The 16,065-nt window shown below is 65.8% G+C and carries 14 protein-coding genes and 1 riboswitch; all 14 genes read left to right on the top strand.

Annotation, left to right across the window (positions count from 1 at the left end; genetic code table 11):
* The first annotated feature begins 68 nt into the window (after window positions 1-68).
* Window positions 69-1,490: a UDP-N-acetylmuramate--L-alanine ligase gene (gene murC / locus NUH86_RS10385; RefSeq protein ID WP_267249434.1), complete on the top strand. Its 1,422-nt coding sequence runs from the start codon at window positions 69-71 to the stop codon at window positions 1,488-1,490.
* A complete protein-coding gene (locus NUH86_RS10380) occupies window positions 1,490-1,687 on the top strand; it encodes a hypothetical protein (RefSeq protein WP_267249433.1) in 198 nt (65 codons plus the stop codon). Before murC ends, NUH86_RS10380 begins: the two co-directional genes overlap by 1 nt.
* Window positions 1,684-2,625: a UDP-N-acetylmuramate dehydrogenase gene (murB, locus tag NUH86_RS10375; protein ID WP_267249432.1), complete on the top strand. Its 942-nt coding sequence runs from the start codon at window positions 1,684-1,686 to the stop codon at window positions 2,623-2,625. Before NUH86_RS10380 ends, murB begins: the two co-directional genes overlap by 4 nt.
* Entirely contained in the window at window positions 2,622-3,575 is a 954-nt protein-coding gene (locus NUH86_RS10370) for a D-alanine--D-alanine ligase (protein ID WP_267249431.1), read from the top strand. Before murB ends, NUH86_RS10370 begins: the two co-directional genes overlap by 4 nt.
* Entirely contained in the window at window positions 3,568-4,515 is a 948-nt protein-coding gene (locus NUH86_RS10365; protein WP_267249430.1) for a cell division protein FtsQ/DivIB, read from the top strand. The genes NUH86_RS10370 and NUH86_RS10365 overlap by 8 nt, the downstream gene beginning before the upstream one ends.
* A 4-nt stretch (window positions 4,516-4,519) precedes the next feature.
* Window positions 4,520-5,806 carry a cell division protein FtsA gene (ftsA, locus tag NUH86_RS10360; RefSeq protein ID WP_267249429.1) on the top strand — a complete coding sequence of 429 codons (1,287 nt, stop codon included), beginning with the start codon at window positions 4,520-4,522 and terminating at the stop codon, window positions 5,804-5,806.
* A gap of 110 nt (window positions 5,807-5,916) precedes the next feature.
* The gene (gene ftsZ, locus NUH86_RS10355) at window positions 5,917-7,353 is read left to right on the top strand and encodes a cell division protein FtsZ (protein WP_267249428.1); all 1,437 of its coding nucleotides are present in this window, start codon (window positions 5,917-5,919) and stop codon (window positions 7,351-7,353) included.
* A gap of 123 nt (window positions 7,354-7,476) precedes the next feature.
* Entirely contained in the window at window positions 7,477-9,255 is a 1,779-nt protein-coding gene (locus NUH86_RS10350) for an SPOR domain-containing protein (protein ID WP_267249427.1), read from the top strand.
* 69 nt (window positions 9,256-9,324) lie between these two features.
* On the top strand, window positions 9,325-10,479 hold the full coding sequence (locus tag NUH86_RS10345) for a deoxyguanosinetriphosphate triphosphohydrolase (RefSeq protein ID WP_267249426.1): 1,155 nt from the start codon (window positions 9,325-9,327) through the stop codon (window positions 10,477-10,479).
* A gap of 71 nt (window positions 10,480-10,550) precedes the next feature.
* Window positions 10,551-10,650: riboswitch (glycine riboswitch) on the top strand.
* A gap of 177 nt (window positions 10,651-10,827) precedes the next feature.
* Window positions 10,828-11,979: a glycine cleavage system aminomethyltransferase GcvT gene (gene gcvT / locus NUH86_RS10340; protein ID WP_267249425.1), complete on the top strand. Its 1,152-nt coding sequence runs from the start codon at window positions 10,828-10,830 to the stop codon at window positions 11,977-11,979.
* A 21-nt stretch (window positions 11,980-12,000) separates the two neighbouring features.
* Complete coding sequence (gene gcvH / locus NUH86_RS10335) at window positions 12,001-12,372, top strand: glycine cleavage system protein GcvH (RefSeq protein WP_267249424.1); 372 nt, start codon at window positions 12,001-12,003, stop codon at window positions 12,370-12,372.
* Window positions 12,373-12,418: 46 nt separating this feature from the next.
* The gene (gene gcvPA / locus NUH86_RS10330; RefSeq protein ID WP_267249423.1) at window positions 12,419-13,777 is read left to right on the top strand and encodes an aminomethyl-transferring glycine dehydrogenase subunit GcvPA; all 1,359 of its coding nucleotides are present in this window, start codon (window positions 12,419-12,421) and stop codon (window positions 13,775-13,777) included.
* Window positions 13,774-15,345 carry an aminomethyl-transferring glycine dehydrogenase subunit GcvPB gene (gcvPB, locus tag NUH86_RS10325; protein WP_267249422.1) on the top strand — a complete coding sequence of 524 codons (1,572 nt, stop codon included), beginning with the start codon at window positions 13,774-13,776 and terminating at the stop codon, window positions 15,343-15,345. The genes gcvPA and gcvPB overlap by 4 nt, the downstream gene beginning before the upstream one ends.
* Entirely contained in the window at window positions 15,342-15,986 is a 645-nt protein-coding gene (locus NUH86_RS10320) for a DUF938 domain-containing protein (protein WP_267249421.1), read from the top strand. The genes gcvPB and NUH86_RS10320 overlap by 4 nt, the downstream gene beginning before the upstream one ends.
* The last annotated feature ends 79 nt before the right edge of the window (window positions 15,987-16,065 follow it).

Genomic DNA, 16,065 nt, shown 5'->3' with positions numbered 1-16,065 from the left:
CAGCGGGCGGCTTCGACTTCGCTCAGCCCGAACGGCCCTCTTTATTTTGCACATAAGGAATCCCGCGCATGAAGGGTGTCGGCACCGACATCGGCACGATCCATTTCATCGGCATTGGCGGCATCGGCATGTCCGGCATCGCCGAAGTGATGCATAATCTGGGTTACAAGGTTCAGGGGTCCGACGTGGCGGAAGGCTATGTCGTGGAAGGGCTGCGCAAGAAGGGCATCGACGTGATGATCGGCCACAAGGCCGAAAATCTGGGTGACGCCGCCGTGGTCGTGACCTCCACCGCGATCAAGAAGGGCAATCCGGAAGTCGATCTGGCGCTGGAACGCCGCGTGCCGGTGATCCGCCGTGCCGAGATGCTGGCCGAACTGATGCGGTTGAAGTCGACCGTCGCCATCGCGGGCACCCATGGCAAGACCACGACCACTTCCATGGTCGCGGCGCTGCTGGACGCGGGCGGGGTGGACCCGACCGTCATCAATGGCGGCATCATCAACAGCTACGGTTCCAACGCCCGCCTCGGCAACAGCGAGTGGATGGTGGTGGAGGCCGATGAGAGCGACGGCAGCTTCCTGCGCCTGGACGGCACGCTGGCGGTCGTGACCAATATCGATCCCGAGCATCTCGACCATTATGGCAGCTTCGACAAGGTGAAGGACGCCTTTGTCGAATTCGTCGAGAACGTGCCTTTCTACGGCGCGGCGATGCTGTGCCTCGATCATCCGGAGGTGCAGGCTATCCTGCCCCGCGTGCAGGACCGGCGCATCGTCACCTATGGTTTCTCGGCCCAGGCGGATATTCGCGGCGAGAATGTGCAGCCGATCCCCGGCGGCAACCGTTTCGACGTGCAGATCCGCGAGCGTGACGGGTCGCTCCGCCGGATCGAGGGCATCGAAATGCCGATGCCGGGCCGCCACAATGTGCTGAACGCCATGGCGGCGATCGGCGTGGCGCTGCAAATGGGCATCGAGGACGCGACGATCCAGACCGGTTTCGCCAAGTTCGGGGGCGTGAAGCGCCGCTTCACCAAGGTCGGGGAAATCGCCGTGAGTGGCGGGGCCGCGACCGTGATCGACGATTACGGCCACCATCCGGTCGAGATCAAGGCGGTGCTCGCCGCCGCCCGCGAAGGCGCGAAAGGCCGCGTCATCGCCGTGGTCCAGCCGCACCGTTTCACTCGTCTGCGCGACCTGATGGACGAATTTCAGCAGGCCTTCAACGACGCCGACATTGTCTATGCCGCCCCGGTCTATCCGGCGGGCGAGCAGCCCATAGAGGGCGTGGACAGCACCGAACTGGTCGCCGGGCTGAAGCGCCGGGGGCATCGCCATGCGACGACGGTGGAGGGCGCCGACGACCTGGCCCGCGTGATCGCGGCGGATGTCCAGGCGGATGACATGATCATCTGCCTCGGCGCGGGCGACATCACGAAATGGGCGGCCGGGCTGGCGTCGGCCGTGGCGGCGAAAGAGGCGGCCTGATGTTCGAACTGCTCAATGTCGGCCTCGAAATGCAGAAGCGGATGATCGACATCCAGATGCAGGGCATAGAGGTCGCTCAGGACATGGTCGACGCCGCCCAGCGCAATGTGGAAGCGGGACTTGCCGCCAACAAGGCGGGCGACGCGGGCATGAAGGCGTTGAAGGGCTGGATGCGGCTCTGGGGGATGCGCGATTGACGCTGGCGGCCTTGACCCTTCCTTCGGTTCGCGGCTCGCTCAAGGCTGATGCGCCGCTTGGTCCCCTCGTCTGGTTCAAGGCGGGGGGCCATGCACAATGGCTGTTCGAGCCGAAGGATGGGGAGGATTTGTCCGATTTCCTGCGTGATCTGGACCCGGCGGTTCCGGTGATGGCGCTGGGGCTGGGGTCCAACCTGATCGTCCGCGACGGCGGCGTTCCGGGCGTGGTCGTGCGCCTCGGCAAGCCCTTCGCCAGGGTGGAGCAGGTCGATGCGACCACCCTGCGCTGTGAGGGAGGGGCTTCGGGCATTCTCGTCTCCTCGACCGCGCGCGATGCGGGGATAGCGGGGCTGGAGTTTCTGCGTTCGATCCCCGGCACGGTCGGCGGTTTCGTGCGAATGAACGGCGGCGCTTATGGCCGTGAGACCCGCGATATTCTTGTCGAGTGCGAGGTGGTGCTGCGGTCGGGCGAACGGGTGACGATGCCGCTCGATGCGCTGGGCTATAGCTATCGCCACAGCATGTTGCCGGAAGGCGCGGTGGTGGTGAGCGCGGTCTTCCGGGGCGTTCCGGGCGAACCTGCCGCGATTCAGGCGGAAATGGACCGCATCGCCGCCGCTCGCGAGGAAAGCCAGCCACTCCGCAGCAAGACCGGCGGGTCGACCTTCAAGAACCCGGAAGGGCACAAGGCCTGGCAGCTTGTGGATGAGGCGGGCTGCCGCGGCCTGCAATGGGGCGGCGCGCAGGTTTCGGAGAAGCATACCAATTTCCTCCTCAACCTCCGTGATGCGACCAGCGCGGATATCGAGGGCCTGGGCGAGGAAGTCCGCCGCCGTGTGAAGGCAAGGAGCGGCGTCGAACTGGAATGGGAAATACAGCGTGTGGGCAAATTCGCCGACAATGCTGAACAGCAAAATTCTGTGGGAGTGAAGAAGTGAGCCGTGGCCCCTGGCATGTTGCCGTCCTGATGGGCGGCTGGTCCGCCGAGCGGCCGGTTTCGCTCTCGTCGGGCGAGGGCGTCGCCAAGGCGCTGGAATCGCGCGGTCATAAGGTCACGCGCATCGACATGGATCGCGACGTCGCCCTGCGCCTTTCCGAGGCCAAGCCCGATGTCGTGTTCAACGCCCTCCACGGCGTCCCCGGCGAGGATGGCACGGTGCAGGGCATGATGGACCTGATGGGCCTGACCTACACCCATTCGGGCCTTGCCACTTCGGTCATCGCCATCGACAAGCAGCTTACCAAGCAGGCGCTGGTGCCCCACGGCATCCCCATGCCCGGCGGCCATATCGTCAAAAGCGCCAGCCTGTTCGAAGCCGATCCCCTGCCGCGCCCCTATGTGGTGAAGCCGGTCAATGAAGGCAGTTCGGTCGGCGTCGCCATCGTGACGGAAGGGGGCAATTACGGCTCCCCTATCGGCCGCGATGTCGAGGGGCCGTGGCTGCATTTCGATGAACTTCTGGCCGAACCCTATATTCGCGGGCGGGAACTGACGACCGCCGTGCTGGGCGACGAAGCGCTGCTGGTGACGGAATTGCGCCCGAAGAGCGGCTTCTACGATTTCGACGCCAAATATACCGACGGCATGACCGAACATGTCTGCCCGGCGGAAATCCCCAATGATATTGCGGAGGCCTGCAAGGCGATAGCTCTGCGCGCCCATCAATTGCTGGGCTGCAAGGGCGCCTCGCGCTCCGATTTCCGCTGGGACGACAATCAGGGGATAGAGGGGCTGTTCCTGCTGGAGGTCAACACCCAGCCGGGCATGACGCCGCTCAGCCTTGTGCCCGAACAGGCGGCGAAGCTGGGCATTGACTATGCCGAGTTGGTGGAGCGTATTGTCGAGGACGCTCTCAAGCAGGGCGTAAAGGGGGCAAAGCATGGCTGAAGCACGCATCCGGCGTGGCGGAACCGCGCGGCTGACGGGCGCGACCGGCGCGCGCGGCCGCAGCGCAGGGCGGGGCCGTCAGGCCAAGCGCCGCAGTTGGGTGGACGATCTGCTCGACCTGCTGCCCTTCAGCGAGGAGACGCTTCAGCGCATGGCAAGCTGGGCCATTGTCGGCATCGTGCTGGCGGGCGTGGCCGGCATCGCCATGCTGATGGGCCTGCCCGCCATGGCCGGTCAGAAGGCCTCCGAATTGGCCGCCAATGCCGGTTTCGAGGTGGAGAAAGTCGAGGTGCGCGGCGTCGAGCGGATGGACGAACTGCCCATCTACAATATCGCCCTGGGGCAGGTGAACCGCTCCATGCTGGCGCTCGACCTGCCGAAGGTGCGCGACGACATGCTGAAACTCGGCTGGGTGAAGGATGCGCGCATTTCCCGTCGCCTGCCCGACACGCTGGTCGTCGACATCGTCGAGCGCGATCCGGTGGCGGTGTGGCAGCATGACGGACGGCTTCACCTGATCGACGTGCAGGGCGTGGTGTTGCAGTCCGTGTCGGCGGGCGCGATGCCAGACCTGCCGCTGGTGGTGGGGCCGAACGCCAATCTTCAGACCGCCGACCTTAACAAGCTGATGGAAAATGCGCCTGCGTTGAAGCCGATGCTGGCGGGCGCGACCTGGGTTGGAAACCGGCGCTGGGATCTGCGCTTCCAGTCCGGGGAGACGCTCTCCCTGCCTGAAGGGGAGAAGCCATCGGCCACGGCGCTGGTCAACTTCGCGCGCATGGACGGGGTGAACCGCCTGCTGGGCCGGGGCATCGTGAAGTTCGACATGCGCGACCCCGATCGGTTCGTGTTGCGCCTGCCGCAGGGACAGGCGAATGACAGCGACGCCGCAAAGCCCGCTGCGAGCGCCGACACGCCCGCGAAGGGCGAGGAAGGCTAAGGCCATGGCCCAACCCAAGGTCGAGAAGTTCGTCACTGCGATCGATATCGGATCGTGGAAGGTGTCCGCGTTGATCGCGGGGCGCACCGAAAACGGCGAACTGGCGATCCTGGGCACCGGCCAGCGGGAGAGCCGGGGCGTGCGGCGCGGCTTCATCGCGGACATGGAGCGCACCGAACTCGCCGTGCGCGAGACGGTCGAGCAGGCGGAGCGGGTCGCGGGCACCAATATCGAGGATGTCTGGGTCAGCTTTTCCGGCGGCAGCCTGGTCAGCGACGTCGTTACGGTAGAGCGCGACATGGGCGGCTATCGGGTCGAACAGGCGGATATCGACGACCTGCTCTCCACCGGGCAGCAGGGGATCGACCCCGAAGGGCGCGTGGTGCTGCATGCGCAGCCGACCTGCTTCACCATCAATGGCCGGGTGCCGGTGAAAAAGCCGCTGGGGATGCACGCCGACCTGTTGGGCGTCGATATCCATGTGGTGCTGGCCGACGGCGCGCCGCTCGCCAATCTCGACCTGTGCGTGCGTGGCGCCTATCTGAACGTCAACTCCATCGTCGCATCGCCCATCGCGACCGGCCTTGCCTGCCTGTCCGAAGAGGAGAGGGATCTGGGCGTCGCGCTGGTCGAACTGGGCGCGGGCGTCACCAATGTCTCGCTCTATGCGGGCGGGATGCTGGTGGGCCTGCACAGCATTCCCATCGGGGCGTCGGACATTACCGACGATATCGCCTCCGCCTTCGGCATTCGCCGCAGCCAGGCGGAGCGGATCAAATGCTTCTACGGTTCGGCGATGCAGAACCGCCGCGATTTCCGCGACATGATAGAGATCGCCACGCCCCATGGCGACGTAGCCATTCCAGGGCAGAGCGCCGGTCCCAACGCGGACGGCGGCAAGATCACCCGCGCCGCCCTGGTGGCGGTGATTTGCGAGCGGCTGAACCAGATCATGGTGGAGGTTAACGCCGCGCTCGCCGGCATGGGCTTCAACACGCCGACCGGGCGGCAGGTGGTGCTGACCGGCGGCGGCGCGGAAATGAAGGGCATTGCCGATTATGCCCAGGGTGCTTTGGGGCGCGCCGTGCGGATCGGGCGGCCCCGCGGATTGGCCGCACTGCCGGAGGCGCATAGCGGCCCGGCCTTCGCGACGCTGGCGGGTCTTGCGCTTTACGGCGCTTCGAACCCGGTTGATCTTAGAACGATAGCGCCTGCTCCGCAGACGGTTCACCGTATAGGAGCGCCTGCATGGTGGCAGAGAATGGTGAAGGCGATGAAGACGAACTACTGAAATAAAGTGAAGTCGAACGAAATTACATGGTGAAATACGCCATTATCTGTTGCATTAACCTTCGATGACAGTTTCGCTCACGACATCGAAGCTGGAGGGAGCTAAAGTTTATGAGCATTGAAATCAGCCCACCGCATGTGGACGAGTTGAAGCCACGCATCGCGGTGATCGGCGTCGGCGGCGCGGGCGGCAACGCCATCGCGAACATGATCGCCGCCTCGGTCGAGGGCGTGGATTTCATCGTCGCCAACACCGACGCGCAGGCGCTGAACGCTTCCCCGGCGGAGCGCCGCATCCAGCTTGGCCCCCAGATCACGGAAGGGCTTGGCGCCGGTTCGCGACCCGAAATCGGCAAGGCGGCGGCTGAGGAAACCATCACTTCGGTCGAAGATGCCCTCAACGGCGCGCATATGTGCTTCATTGCCGCAGGCATGGGCGGCGGCACCGGCACTGGCGCTGCTCCCGTCATTGCCAAGGCGGCGCGCGATCGCGGCATCCTGACCGTCGGTGTCGTGACCAAGCCCTTCACCTTCGAGGGCAATCGCCGCATGAAGTCGGCGGAGGCGGGCATTGAGGAACTGCAGAAGCATGTCGATACCCTCATCGTCATTCCTAACCAGAATCTGTTCCTGATCGCCAATCCCAACACCACCTTCAAGGAAGCCTTCCAGATGGCGGACGAGGTGTTGCAGCAGGGCGTCCGCGGCATCACCGACCTGATGGTCATGCCGGGCCTCATCAACCTCGACTTCGCGGACGTCCGTTCGGTGATGGGCGAAATGGGCAAGGCCATGATGGGCACCGGCGAAGCGGAGGGAGACGGCCGCGCATTGCAGGCTGCCGAAAAGGCAATCGCCAACCCGCTGCTCGACGGCGTGTCGATGCGCGGCGCGAAGGGCGTGATCGTCTCCATCGTCGGCGGTGAAGACATGCGCCTGATGGAAGTGGACGAGGCCGCCAACCATATCCGCGAACTGGTCGATCCGGACGCGAATATCATCTGGGGTTCGGCCTTCAATGACAATCTGAACGGCAAGATCCGCGTGTCGGTGGTCGCCACCGGCATCGACAGCGATGCGTCAAGCGCAGCCGCGCCGCTGACCCAGCCGTTCAGCTTCGCCAGCCGCCCGGCCGTCGCCGTGCCCACGGCGGCCGCGCCCAAGTCTGCGCCTGCCGCCGCTCCGGTCACCACGCCGGAACCGGAACCCGAAACGCTGGAACTGGACGTGCCTGCCGCGCCCGCGCCCGCGCCCTTGACTCCGCCGGTCGCGGAACAGCCCGCGCCCTTCGCACCGTCGCGTCCCGCCGCCATCTTCTCGGATGAAGATCCGTCGCAGGACGAACTGCTGCTGGGTGCGGAGGAAGCCGAGGCCAAGCCTGCTCCGGCCCCCGTGCCCCAGCCTGCCGCCCGCGTCGCCACCGGCGGTACGCTGTTCGAGCGTATGGCGGGCCTTACCCGCGGTGGGGAAAAGGGGGCGGCCGCCAGCGACGATGGCGCGCCGACTCCGGACATTCCGCGCTTCCTCAACCGCCAGAGCAACCAGTAGTCGGACGCGGGCCTGGTCCCGCCCCGGCAAGGACAGGCGCGCCATCGGTTGTCATGGGCAACCGGGCGCGCTTTTTCTTTCGGCATATTCCTTGCCCCGCTTCCTTCCGCTAAAGGGCTCCTTGTGAGACGTTACGATATATGGATTTTCGGCGGGCTGCTTCTGGCGGGCGCGGCGCCAGTACAACCAATATTGGCGCAACCCGCGCAGGTGCAGGCGATCCGCCCCTCCAGTGGTGAAAATCTCAACAATAATCTGGCCCGGCTGGCGTCCAATCCGCGAGACGTGACGGCGCTGATCGGGGCGGGCGAGGCGGCGCTCGACATGGACGATGCGCGCGCCGCGGCGGGTTTCTTCGCCCGTGCCGACACGCTTCAGCCCAATAATGGAAAGGTGAAGGCAGGCCTTGGCCGGGTCATGCTGAAGAACCAGAATCCGGCCGAAGCGCTGCGCCTGTTCGATCAGGCGGTGCGGCTGGGCTATCCCGAAGCGACGTTGCTGGCCGACCGTGGCCTTGCCAGGGACATGACCGGCGATCAGGCCGGGGCGCAGCGCGATTATCAGGCAGCGCTCCAGCGAACGCCTGATGATGTGGAACTGACGCATCGCTATGCGGCGTCGCTGGGCATATCGGGTCAGGTGGACGCGGCGGAACGGGTGCTGAAACCGTTGCTCTACAAGAGCGACCGGGCAGCCTGGCGTTACCGCGCCTTCATCCTGGCGATGAACAACCGCCAGGCCGACGCGAAGAAGATCGCGGAACAGACCATGCCGTCGCAACTCGCCACGGCGATCCTGCCCTATATGCAGAAAATGCCCTATCTGACCGCCGCCCAGAAGGCGGCAGCGGTGCATTTCGGGCATTTCCCGGCTAATGTCGGCTCCACCATCGCCGCCATCACGCCGACGCCGCCTGCCTTCGCGTCGGCGGCGCCGGTGGTCAGGCAGCCGGTTGCCGAGGCGCCTCAGCCTGCCAGGCCGGCGCGGCAGGACCGCCGTTCGCGCAGCGGCGGGACGGGTAGCGCCACACTGGCCCAGGCGGAAGCGCCGCCTCGCGCCCTGCCGGCTCCCGCGCCCGCCCGTGAAGCGCCCGCTCAACCGGCGCAACCGCGTGCAGCCGCGCCGCAAGCCGCGCTTGCTCCGAATGTGCAGGGGCCTCCCGCGCCCGGTTTCGAGTCCGTCCCGAACCCGCCTCCCGCGCCCGCCACCCCTCCCGCGAGTCAGCTTAACGCGATCACGCTGGCGCAGGCGTCCGCGCCGCCGCCGCAAAGCGCGCCCGCCGCCCCACCGCCCGCCGCAACGCCCGCCACAGCGCCTGAAACCGCGCCTCCCGCCGCCGCGCCCCGGCCCCAGATCGACCCCGCTGTGACCCGGTCGCTAGCCGACATCATCCGCGCCATCGACGTGCCCGAATCCGAACGCCAGCCGAGCGTTGCCGCCGTGGACCTGGCGGAAATCGCGCAGATGCAGGCCGCCCGCCGCGCCGAGCGGGAGGCCGCCGCAGCCGCCGCCGCGGACAAGGCGAAAAAGGCCGCCGCCGCCAAGGCAAAGGCCGAAGCCGACGCCAAGGCGAAGCAACTGGCCGAGGAAAAGAAGAAGGCCGCCGAGGAAAAGGCGCGCCTTGCCGCCAATCCCTCGCGCAATTGGCTTCAGGTGGGTACGGGCGCGAACAAGGGCGCGCTGGCCTTCACCATGAAGGGGCTGCGCAAGAAATATGACTCACTGGAACCGCAGGATGCCTGGATCGCGGGCTGGGGCCGCACCAATCGCCTGCTGGTCGGGCCGTTCAGCAGCTTCGCCCGCGCCAGGACGTTGGAGGACAAGCTGAAATCGGCAGGCGCGGACGTGTTCGCCTGGAAAAGCGATGCCGGGGAAGTGGTCGAACGGCTGCCAGCCAAATAGGGCGATTTCCGGTCGGATGGCGCATCTGACGACTCGGAAAAGGCGGAAAAGGATATTAAAGGGCGCGGCATGACGCTTGCTTCCTATGCTTCCCACCCCGGCAAGAGCCGGGGCCGCCTTCACGCCGAACCGGGCGGCGAGGTGCGCGGCCCCCGCGACATGTTCCAGCGCGACCGGGATCGCATCATCCACAGCATCGCTTTCCGACGCCTGCGCCATAAGACGCAGGTGTTCGTCTCCCCCGACGGCGATCATTTCCGCGTCCGCCTGACCCACAGTCTGGAGGTGGCGCAGATCGGCCGCACCACGGCGCGGACGCTCGGCCTGAACGAAGATCTGACCGAAGCGCTCTGCCTTGCCCATGATATCGGCCATCCCCCCTTCGGCCATGCGGGTGAGGATGCGCTGGAGGCGGCGATGGAGGACCATGGCGGCTTCGATCACAATGCGCATACGCTGCGCACGCTGATGATGCTGGAAAGCCCCTATCCGCTATTCCGGGGGCTGAACCTCAGTTGGGAAATGCTGGAGGGGCTGGCCAAGCATAATGGCCCGATCTCGCATCCCGGCTGGGCGATGCGGGAGGTGGACGCGCAGTTCCCGCTCGACCTGCCGAGCCATGCCTCGCTGGAGGCGCAACTGGCCGCGATCGCGGACGATATCGCCTATGACAATCACGACATTGACGACGGTCTGCGCGCCGGATTGCTGAGCCTGGATCAATTGTTGACCGTGCCGCTGGTCAAGAGCTGCTGGGACCGGGTACGCGCCCGCTATCCCGACATAGCCGAAGACCGGCTGCTGCGCGAACTGGTGCGGGAACAGATCGGCGTCATGGCGAACGACCTGATCGCCGCCACCCGCGCCAACATAGCGGCATCGGGCGTCGAAACGGTGGAGGATGTCCGCCGGGCCGGGCGCGCCCTGGTCGCCTTCTCGCCCGAACTGGCGGCGCAGGAACGGGAATTGAAGCGCTTCATGTACGCGGCGCTCTATCATCATCCCTCGCAACTCGCCGCGGCGGACCGGGCGCGGGTGATCGTCACCGACCTGTTCCGCGCCTATCAAGACGACCCGAAGCTGATGCCCGCCGAATGGCGCGATGATTGCGTGTCGTCCGAACCGCAGCGCAGCCGCCATATCGCGGACTTCATCGCGGGCATGACAGACCGCTATGCGGAAAAGCGCCATGCCGAAATATTCGGCAGTCTTGAAATTGCCTGAGATTGCCGGATTGACGCCGGGGTGCGTTTGACGCAATGCGAAAGGGTCGCCGGCGTCGAGGATTCGACTCCGGACTTGATGCGGGAGAGCATGGGAAGCCTTTCAGGCCGCCCCGTCGCCGAAGGAGCAACCGCCCCGGAATCTCTCAGGCCAAAGGACCGCATCATGGGCAGGCACTCTGGAAAGCGGACGGTCTGACGCCGTCCCACCGAAGGGGTAAGCCATCCGGTCGCTGGCCGGTGGTCAAAGCTCTCAGGTTCCGTGACAGAGGGGGTGGCAGATGCACTGGGTCCGGCTTCGGATGCGTGTGCCTGTGTCGCCTATCACTCGCACGGAAAGGCCGCCCCAATGTCCGGCACTGACGACATCGCCCATATCGAAGAAGAATTGCCGTTGCTGGCGCTGCCGCTGGACGCCTGGCATCGCGTCAGGGGCGCGCGCATGGTCGGCTTTGCGGGCTATCACATGCCGATCCAATATGAAGGCATCATGGCCGAACATAGCTGGACCCGCGAGCATGCCGGGCTGTTCGACGTCAGCCATATGGGCCAGCTCGCCTTCTCCGGCGAGGGCGTGGACGAGGCGCTGGAACATCTGCTGCCAAGCGACATCAAGGGGCTGAAGCCCTTCCGCCAGCGCTATTCGATGCTGCTGGACGAAGAGGGCGGCATATTGGACGATCTGATGGTGTCGCGCCTGGGCGATGGGGCCTTTGACGGCGCGGACATCTACATGGTGGTCAACGGCGCGACCAAATATGACGATATGGGCTGGATGATCGAGCATCTGCCCGATGAAGTCGTGATGAATCACATGGATGAGCAGGCGCTGCTGGCCCTGCAAGGTCCGGAAGCGGGCGAGGCGCTGGCGGCGCTCATCCCCCAAACCGCCGAACTGATCTTCATGCAATCGGGTCTCTTCACCTGGCGCGGCGCGGCGTTGTGGATCAGCCGTTCGGGCTATACCGGCGAGGATGGCTTTGAAATCAGCGTTCCCGCCGATCATGCGACGCTGCTGGCCGATGCGCTGTGCGACCTGCCGCAGGTGAAGCCGATCGGCCTTGGCGCGCGCGATTCGCTGCGGCTGGAGGCGGGGCTGCCGCTCTATGGACATGATCTGACGCCCGCCGTCAGCACTATCGGCGCGGACCTGGGCTTCGCCATCCAGAAGCGCCGCCGGGAGGAAGGCGGCTTCATCGGCCATGCGCGGGTGATGAAGGAACTGGCCGACGGGCCAGGGTCGAAGCGCGTCGGCCTGAAGATCGAAGGGCGCTTGCCCGCCCGCGAAGGCGCGGCCATCTATGCGGGCGACGTGCTGGTGGGGGAGGTCACTTCGGGCGGTTTCGCGCCGACCGTGGGCGCACCCATTGCCATGGGCTGGGTCAGCCTGCCTCATGCCGCGCTGGGCGAAGCGCTCGAAATCGAGGTGCGCGGCAAGCGCATCGCAGCCACGATTGCGCCGATGCCGTTCGTGCAGCACCGTTACCGCCGTAAAGCGTAATTTTCCGAGGGGAGTATCATCATGAGCCGTTATTTCACCGACGAACATGAATGGATCGATGTCGAGGGCGAAATCGCCACCGTCGGCATCACCGACTATGCGCAGGAGCAGTTGGGCGACATCGTGTTCGTCGAACTGCCCGCCGAAGGCGTCAGCTTCGAAAAGGGCGACGACGCCGCCGTCGTGGAGTCGGTCAAGGCCGCTTCGGACGTCTATGCGCCGATCTCCGGCGAAGTCGTCGAAAGCAACAGCGCGCTGGAGGACGAACCCGCGCTGGTGAACAGCGATGCGGAGGAGGACGGCTGGTTCTTCAAGCTGCGCATCGCGGACCCCAGCGAGCTGGAAGGCCTGATGAACGAAGCCGCCTACAAGAAGTTCGTGGCCTCGCTTTGATCAAATAATAAGCCCCTCCCTTCCAGGGAGGGGGGAGTTCTGGAAAATGCGCTACCTGCCCCTTACCGACACCGACCGCCAGGACATGCTGTCCGTCATCGGCGCATCGTCGGTCGACGACCTGTTCGTGGACGTTCCCGCCGAAGCGCGGCTTTCCGGCAAGATCGACGGCCTGCCCGACCATGCCAGCGAACTGGCTGTCGAGCGACATATGGCCAATCTCGCGCGGAAGAACCTATCGGCGGGTGAAGCGCCCTTCTTCCTGGGCGCAGGCGCCTACAAGCATCATGTTCCCGCCAGCGTCGATCATCTGATCCAGCGCGGCGAGTTTCTGACCGCCTACACGCCCTATCAGCCGGAAATCGCGCAGGGCACGCTCCAGGTGCTGTTCGAATTCCAGACCCAGGTCGCCCGCCTGCTCGGCTGCGACGTGGCCAACGCCTCCATGTATGACGGCTCGACCGCCTGCTGGGAGGCGATCGGCATGGCCCGCCGCATCACCAAGCGCGGCAAGGCGATCCTGTCCTCCGGCCTGCACCCGCATTATGTCTCGGTCGCCAACACCATGGCGAAATTCACCGGCGACGCGCTGGTGCATGAAGCGCCGACGCTGGACGCAGCGACCGACATCGACGCGCTGATCGCAGGCATCGACAAGGATACGAGCTGCGTCGTCGTCCAATATCCCGACATTCTCGGCCGCATCGCGGACCTGACCCCGCTGGCCGACGCCGCCCATGCCGCGGGCGCGCTGCTGGTCGCGGTCGTCACCGAGCCGGTGGCGCTGGGCGCTTGTCGGGCGCCCGGCCATATGGGCGCGGACATCGTCGTCGGTGAAGGCCAGTCCATCGGCGTCGGCCTCCAGTTCGGCGGGCCTTATCTCGGCCTTTTCGGCTGCAAGCAGAAATATGTCCGCCAGATGCCGGGCCGCCTCTGCGGCGAGACGGTGGACGCGGCGGGCAAACGCGGCTTCGTGCTGACCCTCTCGACCCGCGAACAGCATATCCGCCGCGAAAAGGCGACGTCGAACATCTGCACCAATTCGGGCCTCTGCGCGCTGGCGTTCAGCATCCACATGACCCTGCTGGGTGAAAGGGGGCTGCGCGAACTCGCCACGCTCAATCATGCGTTCGCCTGTCAGGCCGCCGACCGTTTCGCGAGGGTGCCGGGGGTCAAGCTGCTGAACGACAGCTTCTTCAACGAATTCACGCTGGTCCTGTCGAAGGACGCCCGCGAAGTCGTCCGCAACCTTGCCGACAAGGGCGTGTTGGGCGGCGTCTCGCTCGGCCGCCTGTTCCCGGACGCGCCGGAGATCGGCCATGGCCTGGTCGTCGCCGTCACCGAAACCGTGACGCCGGAGGATATCGAAACCCTTGCCAAGGCGCTTGAGGAGGAACTGGCATGACCATGTTGAAGGAAGGCCGTCCCAGCGCCCCCGTCGCCGTGAGCGAAGCCGGCAGCGCGCCCGCGACCGCCACCGGCAATCGCGCGCTGATGCTGGAAGAGGCGCTGATCTTCGAGATCGGATCGACCGATACGACCGGCGTCGATTTCGCGGAGGCGCCCAAGGTCGCCAGCCGCCTCGGCACGCTCGCCCGGACTGACGGCATCGGCCTGCCCGGCCTGTCGGAGCAGGAGACGGTGCGCCATTATACGCGCCTCAGCCGTCAGAACTACGCCATCGACCTGGGCCTGTTCCCGCTCGGCTCCTGCACGATGAAGCATAATCCGCGCCTGAATGAAAAGGTCGCGCGGATGCCCGGTTTCGCCGACCTCCACCCGCTCGCGCCTCAATCGACGGTGCAGGGCGCGCTGGCGGTGATCCATGAACTGGCCGCCTGGCTGGTGACGCTGACCGGGATGCATTCGGTCGCGATGAGTCCCAAGGCGGGCGCGCATGGCGAGCTGTGCGGCCTGCTGGCGATCCGCGCCGCTCTGGAAGCCCGTGGCGATGCGCGCAGCGTCATCCTGGTGCCCGAAAGCGCCCATGGCACCAATCCTGCCACCGCCGCCTTCTGCGGCTACAAGGTCGAGGACATTCCCGCGACCCCGGACGGCCGCGTCGACCTGGAGGCGCTCAAGGCCCGTTTAGGCCCTGACGTCGCGGCGGTGATGATCACCAACCCCAATACCTGCGGCCTGTTCGAGCGCGACATGAAGACGATCTCCGACGCGGTGCATGCCGCCGGGGCCTTCGTCTATTGCGACGGTGCGAACTTCAACGCCATCGTCGGGCGGGTCCGCCCCGGCGACCTGGGCGTCGACGCGATGCACATCAACCTGCACAAGACCTTCTCGACGCCCCATGGCGGCGGCGGTCCCGGCTCCGGCCCGGTGGTGCTGTCGGAGGCGCTTTCCTCCTTCGCGCCCCTGCCCTTCGTGGAGAAGCAGGGCGACAAGTTCGTGCTGATCGAGGAAGAGACGGCGGAAGAGCATCACGGCCAAACCTTTGGCCGCATGGTCGCCTTTCACGGCCAGATGGGCATGTTCACCCGCGCCCTGACCTATATCCTCAGCCATGGCGCGGACGGCCTGCGCCAGGTGGCGAGCGATGCGGTGCTGAACGCCAATTACATCCTGCGCAGCCTGGACGATGTGCTGGACGCGCCATTCGGCGGCAGCGGCCCCTGCATGCATGAGGCGTTGTTCAGCGACAAGGGGCTGGCTGAAGGCTTCACCACGCTGGACATCGCCAAGGGGCTGATCGACGAGGGCTTCCACCCGATGACCATGTATTTTCCGCTGGTCGTCCATGGCGCGATGCTGGTCGAACCGACCGAGACGGAAAGCAAGGCGGCGCTCGATCAGTTCATCCTGGCGCTGCGCAGCCTGGCCGACCGGGCCAAGGCGGGTGACGAGGCGCTGAAGGGCGCCCCCTATTTCGCCCCGCGCCGTCGCCTCGACGAGACGCTGGCGGCGCGCAAGCCGGTCTTGACCTGGACCGATCCGGTGCTGGCGCAGGCCGCCGAATGACGGACAGGCCGGAACCGTGGGAACCCGGTTCCGGCCCCGTCGCGGCGGGCAAACGTCATGCTCCGGCGACCGAACGCAACCGCGAGGCCATATTGGCGGTCCTTCGCGAGGAACTGCCATCTTCCGGCCTGGTGCTGGAGGTGGCGAGCGGCAGCGGCGAGCATGCGATCCATTTCGCGGCCGCATTGCCCGCGCTCGACTGGCAACCGAGCGATCCCGATCCGGCTGCGCTTGCTTCCATCACGGCGTGGAGGGCGGAGGCGGGTCTTCCCAATATATGTCCACCGGTCAGGCTCGATGCATGTGCCAAATGGCCGGTTGAAAGGGCGGACGCGATCCTCTGCATCAACATGGTCCACATCAGCCCCTGGGAAGCGACGCGCGGGTTGATGAAGGGGGCGAGGGCGGCGTTGCCGCCGGGCGGCCTGCTTTACCTCTATGGTCCTTATCTCCGTGAGGATGTGAAAACCGGGTCCGGCAATCTCGCCTTCGACGCATCGCTCAAGGTGCGCGATCCGCGATGGGGTTTGCGCAAGGTGGAGGATGTGATCGCCGCCGCGGAGGTCGAGGGGCTGGCGTTTCAGCATCTGGTCGAGATGCCCGCGAACAATCTGTCGTTGATATTCCGGCGCCGGGATTGAAAGACAGCCGCGCTCCTGCGAAGGCAGGAGTCCAGTTCCGCCCTTTGATCTGGACTCCTGCCTTCGCAGGATCGCGAAG

Source organism: Sphingobium sp. JS3065, assembly GCF_026427355.1.
Classification (GTDB): domain Bacteria; phylum Pseudomonadota; class Alphaproteobacteria; order Sphingomonadales; family Sphingomonadaceae; genus Sphingobium.
Note: the sequence above shows the minus strand (reverse complement) of the source record. Positions and strands in the feature narration are given on the sequence as shown.